Annotated in this window: 3 protein-coding genes and 1 pseudogene; 3 read left to right on the forward strand and 1 reads right to left on the reverse strand. The window is 64.5% G+C overall.

Going from position 1 to position 7,201, the window contains the following annotated elements; all coding sequences use genetic code 11:
- The 3 genes and pseudogenes from JF781_RS26950 to JF781_RS26960 form a co-directional block, all read left to right on the forward strand.
- Positions 1-3,019 (forward strand): annotated as a pseudogene (locus JF781_RS26950) (exonuclease V subunit alpha); the annotation flags it as partial.
- 248 nt (positions 3,020-3,267) lie between these two features.
- Positions 3,268-4,782: a serine/threonine-protein kinase gene (locus JF781_RS26955; protein WP_197083339.1), complete on the forward strand. Its 1,515-nt coding sequence runs from the start codon at positions 3,268-3,270 to the stop codon at positions 4,780-4,782.
- Positions 4,783-4,828: 46 nt separating this feature from the next.
- Complete coding sequence (locus JF781_RS26960; protein WP_007172175.1) at positions 4,829-6,625, forward strand: DEAD/DEAH box helicase; 1,797 nt, start codon at positions 4,829-4,831, stop codon at positions 6,623-6,625.
- A gap of 267 nt (positions 6,626-6,892) precedes the next feature.
- Here JF781_RS26960 and JF781_RS26965 read toward each other — a convergent pair.
- Positions 6,893-7,201 (reverse strand): hypothetical protein (locus JF781_RS26965; protein ID WP_225330577.1); only part of this gene is annotated, 309 nt, incomplete at its 5' end.

The following is a 7,201-nucleotide window of genomic DNA, read 5'->3' on the forward strand; positions in this document are numbered from 1 at the left end:
GAGTCTCACTCGCCAACTGCTCTACGTGGCATTAACTCGCGGCCGCATCGAAAACCACATCTATCTATCCACCGCGGAATCCGACCCGCACCGGGTGTTGTCGCCCAAAGCAACTCACCCCGAAACGGCCGTCGATGTCCTGACCAAAACGCTGTCACGCGACGGCGCACAAGTCTCGGCCACCAGTGCCGCACGCGAAGCCCGCGACCCCTTCGTGCGGTTGGGCCCGGCCGCGGCGATGTACTACAACGCCTTGGGCGACGCCGCCCAGGCCCTGGCTTCCCCGGCCCTGCTGGCCCAACTGCACATCACCGCCGATCAGCTCTATCCAGGGTTGACCCGCGCCGAAGCATGGCCAGTGCTCTGCAAACACTTGGCGATCATCGGCGCCGACGGGCGCGACCCGTTCGCCACACTGACCGAGGCCGCCAGCGTAGGCGAGCTTTTCAGTGCCCACGATCCCGCCGCGGTGCTCGACTGGCGCATCGACCCCACCGGCGGACACTCTGCCGGTATCGGGCCGCTGCGCTGGCTGCCCGCCACTCCCACTTTGCTGGCCAACGACCCCGCATGGGAGAACTGCCTGACCGGTCGCGCCGTGCTGGTTGCCGAGCTGGCAGACCAGATCCGTGAAACCGTCACCCACCAATGGACACCGGCGACCGCGCCGGCCTGGGCCAAACCCGTGCTGGCCGCCAACCCCCAACTCGCCGCCGAAATCGCGGTCTTCCGCGCCGCCCACAACGTGGTTGCCGAAGACACCACCCTGCTCGGCCCACCCCAATACGCCGTGCGCGCCCGCACCATCCAAAAACTCCTCGAAAACCGGGCTCAAGCGGTGGTGCGCACCCAAAGCCCGCATGCTCGCCGCTTTGAGCAGCTGATCGACTCCATCGATCCGCGCATCCGCGCCGACGGGTACTGGCCCCAACTGGCCGCCCACCTCGCCCAAGCCGCCACCAGCCGGCCCGACCTGCCCGGCCTCGTTCGCGCGGCCGCCATCCAACGTCCGCTCCCCGACGAGCTGCCCGCCGCCGCGCTGTGGTGGCGTCTTGCCGCCGAACTCACGCCCGCGGCCACCGTCGATGCCCCCCACACCGGCCTGCGCCCTGCCTGGATCGCTGACTTGCACAACGTCTTTGGGTCAGCAACCGCGCAATCCATCGTCGCCGATCCCGCCTGGCCCGGCCTCGTCTCAGCTGTCAATGCCGCCGACCCCACCCGCTGGACCCCCGCCGACCTTCTTCACGTCGCCGCCGAGCACCTGGCCGACGTCGACCCCGACCACACCATCCCCGCCTACCAATACGCCCGCACCATCACCTACACCGTCGACCTGATCGGCGGCCACCACGACCACGCCGACCACCCGCTACCCGAACAACCCCCACTGCACCCCGAGGAAGAAGAACAACTTCCCCCCGACCCCCACGCAACCAGGATTGACATGCCTGCCACCGACCTGTCTACGCAACCGTGGCACCCCGAACTCGTTGAGCCCGACCCGACCAACACCCCGCTTGAGACCGCCGACGAACTCGCCGGCCTGGACTTCGACGACCTCCCCCGCCACCGCGTGGCACCCCCGCCACTGCCGGCCGCTCTGCTTGACCTCACCAGCTTGCGGACCCAATACCAGCAGGCGCTGGCCGACCATCAGGCCCTGCATGCCCGCGCCGCAATTGGTGACGGACCGGCAATGCGCCAAGCCACCCCGCGCATCCGCGAACTGCGCCAGCGCGCCGACGCCGACCGCCCCTACTTGATCGCCGTTCACGACGTGACCGCCGAATGGGCCGACGCCGAAGCCGAATACGAGACAGCGCTAAGCCATGTCGACTGGGCGCGCAACCAGCTCGACGAGCTGCAGGCTCAACCTGACGTCGACCCACTTGACATCGCCTCGGCCAAACTCGATGTCCAACTGCGACTCATGGCACTCCCCGACACTGCGCCCGCCGAGCGCTATCAGGCTGCGCTTCGCGAAGCACTCGCGGCGCGTGCAAAGGCCGCCGGCGGCGCGGACCGCGTCATCAGCGGTGACGACGTCGACAACGTCATCGCCGAAGCACGATCCGAAGACGATCGCGCCGTGCTGGCCGCCCGCCGGCGCTCCAGCCAGCTGCGCCGTGACCTTGACCGCGCAGAACTGGCTGCCGCCGCCGCGTTCGCGGCCGCCGAAACCCGTTCGGCCGAGCACATCACCGCCCAACTCGGCCAACTGGCCATCGAGCTACGCGTGCTCGAAGCCGCCAGCCGCTTCCAACCGCACCGCCCCCTCAGCCTTGCCAACAGTGCCGCCGCCGACCTCTCCCCCGCCATAGCCGCCGCCATCACCAGCACCGCAAGGCTGCCCTTCGCCGTCACGGTCGTGCACGCCCAACCCTCGCCCGAGCGCCGCGCCGCCCTGCACACCCTGCACAGCGCGGCTGCAGCCTCCGAACGAAAGATCCTGTGGTGCAGCCCTACTCGCGAACAAGCCGAGGACGCCGTGACCAACGAGCTCGCCGACACCGCTGCCACCATCACCGAAACCCACGCCACCATCACCAACAAAAAGTCGCAGTCGCCGTTACCCCCCGGCAGTCTCATCATCATCGACGACGCCGCCAGCGCCGACCCTGCAATAATCGCCGACCTCGCCGAACACGCCGCGGCCAACCAGTCCGGCCTTGTCCTGCTCGACACGACCGGCCAAACGTGGCCACCCAAGCCTGCCCAGCGGCTCCTGCGACTCGTCGCCACCGAATTACCCTGGACGACAACCATCGGCGCGCCCCCAACGTCGGCTGTCATCAACCGCGGGACCCCGCCCGACCTCGACCCCGCGCTCACCCAGGCAGGGCGCCTGCACCCAGCCATACTCGACGAGCGACTGCGCGACAGCCTCGCACGCGCCGCCCAGCTCCACGCCACCATCCACGCCGCCTACCAGCGACACCTTGAGGCCACCTGGCTTCGCGAACGCGGCCCCCACGCCAAGCAACAATCTCCAGAAATCGGCATCACCGATGACTGAGTGATCTGCTTAGAACAGGGATCCGTTCCGTTCGGGGTCTCTCGCAGCCAAATTACCGACTCGTCGTCGTCCCCACCGTGCTACGACGCGCGGACGTGGGCAACCGGTTTTGTCGCCGCTCGGCGACGACGCGATAAATAGTTGAGCCAACCACAACCAATTCGGTGTTATACTTGATTTGAGAACAACTATTTCTGGAGGCAACCGTGCGTCTTGGCGGAATATCGGAGGTGGCCGAGGAGCTCGGCGTGAGCACTCAGCGCATCGCGACACTGCGGCAGCGAAACGACTTCCCCGACGCGGTGGGGGAGATTGCGCAGGGCCCTATCTGGGACCTCGATGTTGTCGCTGGATGGAACAGCTCAGGCCTCCGTCAGACCAAGGCCGGCAGGCCGAAGTCGGACGAGAAGACCCGCACGCTGGGTGGGCGATTCCTGCTGGAACACGCTCGGATCGGTGGTGGCGGCTTCGCCGACGTCTTCCGTGCCACCGACCGCAAGACCAGCGAACTGGTCGCCGTCAAAGTGCTGAAGGACACCGTCGCGGTTGACCCCGAAGCCATCAAGAGGTTTCGGCGTGAGCTTCGGCTCCTCGAAGACCTGCACCACCCCAACGTTATTTCGGTGCTTGCCCACGGCGAGACCGACGACGACAACATCTGGTATGCGATGCCGTTGGCGCAGGGCAGCCTGACCGACTACGTCGACACGGTGGGCGGCCAAGCGCGATTGATCGTCGACATCATGCGTCAGATCTGCACGGGGCTCGGTTACGTCCATGATCGGGGCATCTATCACCGAGATCTCAAGCCGGCCAACGTTTTGCGGCTGAGCAACGGCGATTGGGCGGTATCGGATTTCGGGCTTGCCGTTGAGGCCGAGCGGCACACCGACCCGCTGACCTCAACGCTGCGACAAGGGTTGGGCACGTGGGTCTACACAGCACCGGAGCAGTGGCAACGGGCCCGAAGCGCCGACCACCGTTCCGACATCTACGGTCTGGGCAAGATCCTGCAGGAGCTCGTGACTCAGGACTTCCCAGTGAACAACGAGGTGGAGCCCGGCCCGCTGCGACCTGTCATCGAGACCGCGATCGCCAACTCGCCTGATCGCCGTTACCAGTCGATCGAGCACTTCATGAATGCACTCGAGCGTGCTGTTGATGCACACGAGGAATACGTGGCCAACGAGTCGAAGGAAGAGGCAGCGGAGCGCCTGCAGGACCGCATGCGCAGTCCGTCGGTCGCCGACGCGGACTTGATCGAGATGATCGAGTGGGCAGCCGCGTTGGATGAGTCCAGCCACGACGACATGCACGTGCTGACCCGAGTGCTGCCCTGGTGCACTCGAGGGTCCGTCAAATTCCTCTGGAGCGAACAGCGGGGCGCGTTCCAGCGCGTCTACCAGCGGTTCACCGACTTTCTGAGGCATGGGAACTTCTCGTTCGAGTACTGCGACGTGCTGGCTGACTTCACCCGCATTGTCGTGGCCGAGACGAAGGACTCCAGCGTGATGCGGATGAGCGTGGGCGCGCTCGCGTCGCTGGGGCCCCGCCACAACCGGTGGCACGTGCGTGACGTCCTGGTCAAGATCCTGCAGGAGGTCAAGTCTGACGAGATGGCCTCGGCAGCAGTGGAAGCGTTGCGGGCGGCCGACGCCGATGACGTCGAGTGGTCGATCAGCGATTTCGCGATCCGCACGCTGCCCCCCGCGATCCGTAGCGGCGTCGAGAAGCTGCGGCCTCCGAAGAGTTCCGCATCCTGAACCAGATCGCCTTGCCGACAACGTTTTCCACAAAAGGGGTAGCTTTATGAAAATCGACCAGTACGTCACCCTGCGACCCACCGTGACGGGCAATGCGTCCTTGCGCGAGCCGCAGATCGAGGCATACGAAACGCTCACCGGGCACGACTTCGACGCTCCCGAGGGCCGCGAAGTCTCCGTCGTGCTGCCGGTGGGCTGCGGGAAGTCAGGCCTCCTGGCTCTCACGCCGTTCGCCGCACAGTCTCACCGCGCACTGCTGGTCGCACCGAACCTCAAGATCGCCGACCAGCTGCTGAAGGATCTGACACCTAGCGACCCGAAGTTCTTCTACCTTAAGCGCAAAGTGTTGGACTCCGCGCCGTTCCCAGAGCCCGCAGAAATCCGAGGCACGTCGACCAACGTCACCGATCTCGAAGTGGCTGACATCGTGGTGACGAATATTCATCAGCTCCAGCGAGCCGAAAACACCTGGCTTGCAAAGCTTCCTGCCGACTTCTTCGATCTGATCATGTTCGACGAAGGCCATCACAACGTGGCCGAGAGCTGGGACACTCTGCGGCGGCACTTCCCGGACGCACGCATCGTGAACGTGAGCGCCACCCCCGGTCGTGCCGACGGGCGAATCATGGCCGGTGAAATCATCTACAGCTACCCCATCTCTCGCGCGGTGGAGAAGGGATACGTCAAGCGCATCAACGGCTACCGCCTCAACCCGACCACGCTGCACTACGTCCGGCGCCCTGACGACAACACCGAAGTCGAGGTGTCCTTGGAAGAGGTCCGCCGCCTCGGCGAGCGCGACGCAGGCTTCCGGCGCAGCGTCGTGAGCTCAGACGCCACCCTCACCACCATCGCCGAGGCCTCCCGCCAGAAATTGTTCGAGCTGCGGGAAAAGACCGGCGAGGCCAGGCTTAAGATCATTGCGGCGGCGTTGAACATGGAGCACTGCAAACAGGTCGTCGCCAAGTTCCGCGAACTGGGGCTCCGCGCCGACTTCGTTCACAGCCTGATCGAAGGCAAGAGCAAAGCGAACGAGCGAGTTTACCAGCGGTTGGAGAACCACGAACTCGACGTGATCGTACAGGTGCGCAAACTCGGTGAAGGATACGACCACCCGTATCTCAGCGTCGCCGCTGTCTTCAGCATCTTCAACAACCTCAGCCCTTTCATGCAGTTCGTGGGGCGCATCATGCGGGTGATTCCAGATGTTGACCCCTTCGATGCCGTCAACGATGGCGTCGTCGTTTTTCACGTCGGCGGCAACATCACCGGGGTCTGGAACGACTTCCAGGAGTTCGCCGAAGCAGACCAAGAGTTCTTCGCGCAGCTCATCGACGAGACCGTTGTTGAACCCCTGCCCACTCGCGAACCCCCACCTGGAGGTGGCCAGAACGCTCCGCTGCCGGTGATCACTGGCCAGGCCGACATCCAACTCGAAAACCTGACCCTGATCGCCCTCAGCGCCGACCCAGATGTTGCGCAGGCCCTGACCGTGCTCAAGGAAAAGGGTATCGACACCGGAGTCAAATTCGATCAGCTACAACGCGTCCAGCCCACCAAACAACAGACACGTCGATCCAAAAAGACCCTGCTCGACGATTTGGTGAAGAACGAGGCTGGCAAGTTTCTGGCCAAACACAGCCTCAATCGCGTTGGCCGCGAGCTGGACCGCACCCGGGAGAACTTCGTCACCGTGAAATCGGCCATCGACAGGCGGATCAAGACAATGGTTCCCAGCGGTGCCACCAATAGGAAGGATTACACCGCGGACGACTGCGACTACCTCATCGCGCGGTTGCCTCAGATCGTTGCTGCGGTCGAGGAGGAACTGCGACATGGGTAAGCCCCGCTCACTGCTGCGAACGCTGTCGATTGGCACGGCAGGACGACGGCACCCGTGTCGGTCAGACAAAAACCACGTGCTCAATAAGGGCGACCCGATACTTATCGTCAAGGTCGACCGTGACACTGCCCACTACTGCAGCGATTGCGCTCGAACGTTCATCAACACCGCCCGACAACAGCTGTCTGCCCTTGAAGAAGAGCTCGGGCGAACAACCCCGCCAAGCAGCTGACATCCAGAGTCGCACTCAGGATCCCGTCCACCTCTCTAATCGTCGGGGACAGCCTTACAGACCTCCGATGGTTCTGGCGTGCCAAGGCGGTAGTCCGTGATGTCGGGCTCGTCGACCACAGGTCCCATCGCAGTCGCGACTCTCGGCAGCGCGGAAAGCATTGTGAGAGCGTCGAAGCGGTCACGGTCGCGACTCATATCGTCGTAGACGATCTGAAGGTCCGAGGTGGGCAGTTGTTGCTGCAGTTCTTCGAAGGCTGCGGCTGCCGCGCCCGGCTCGGGCAGGCCCGACCGGACTACCCAGACATCTAGATCGCCAGGTGTGATAGCGGATGCAGCCAAGTG

Origin of the sequence: Mycobacterium sp. WUMAC-067, from assembly GCF_020217485.1 — a bacterium.
Lineage (GTDB): Bacteria > Actinomycetota > Actinomycetes > Mycobacteriales > Mycobacteriaceae > Mycobacterium.

What these genes read in the sequence shown, in the direction of transcription:
- JF781_RS26960 (WP_007172175.1), top strand. Translation starts at nt 4,829, where the DNA reads ATGAAAATCGACCAGTACGTCACCCTGCGACCCACCGTGACGGGCAAT.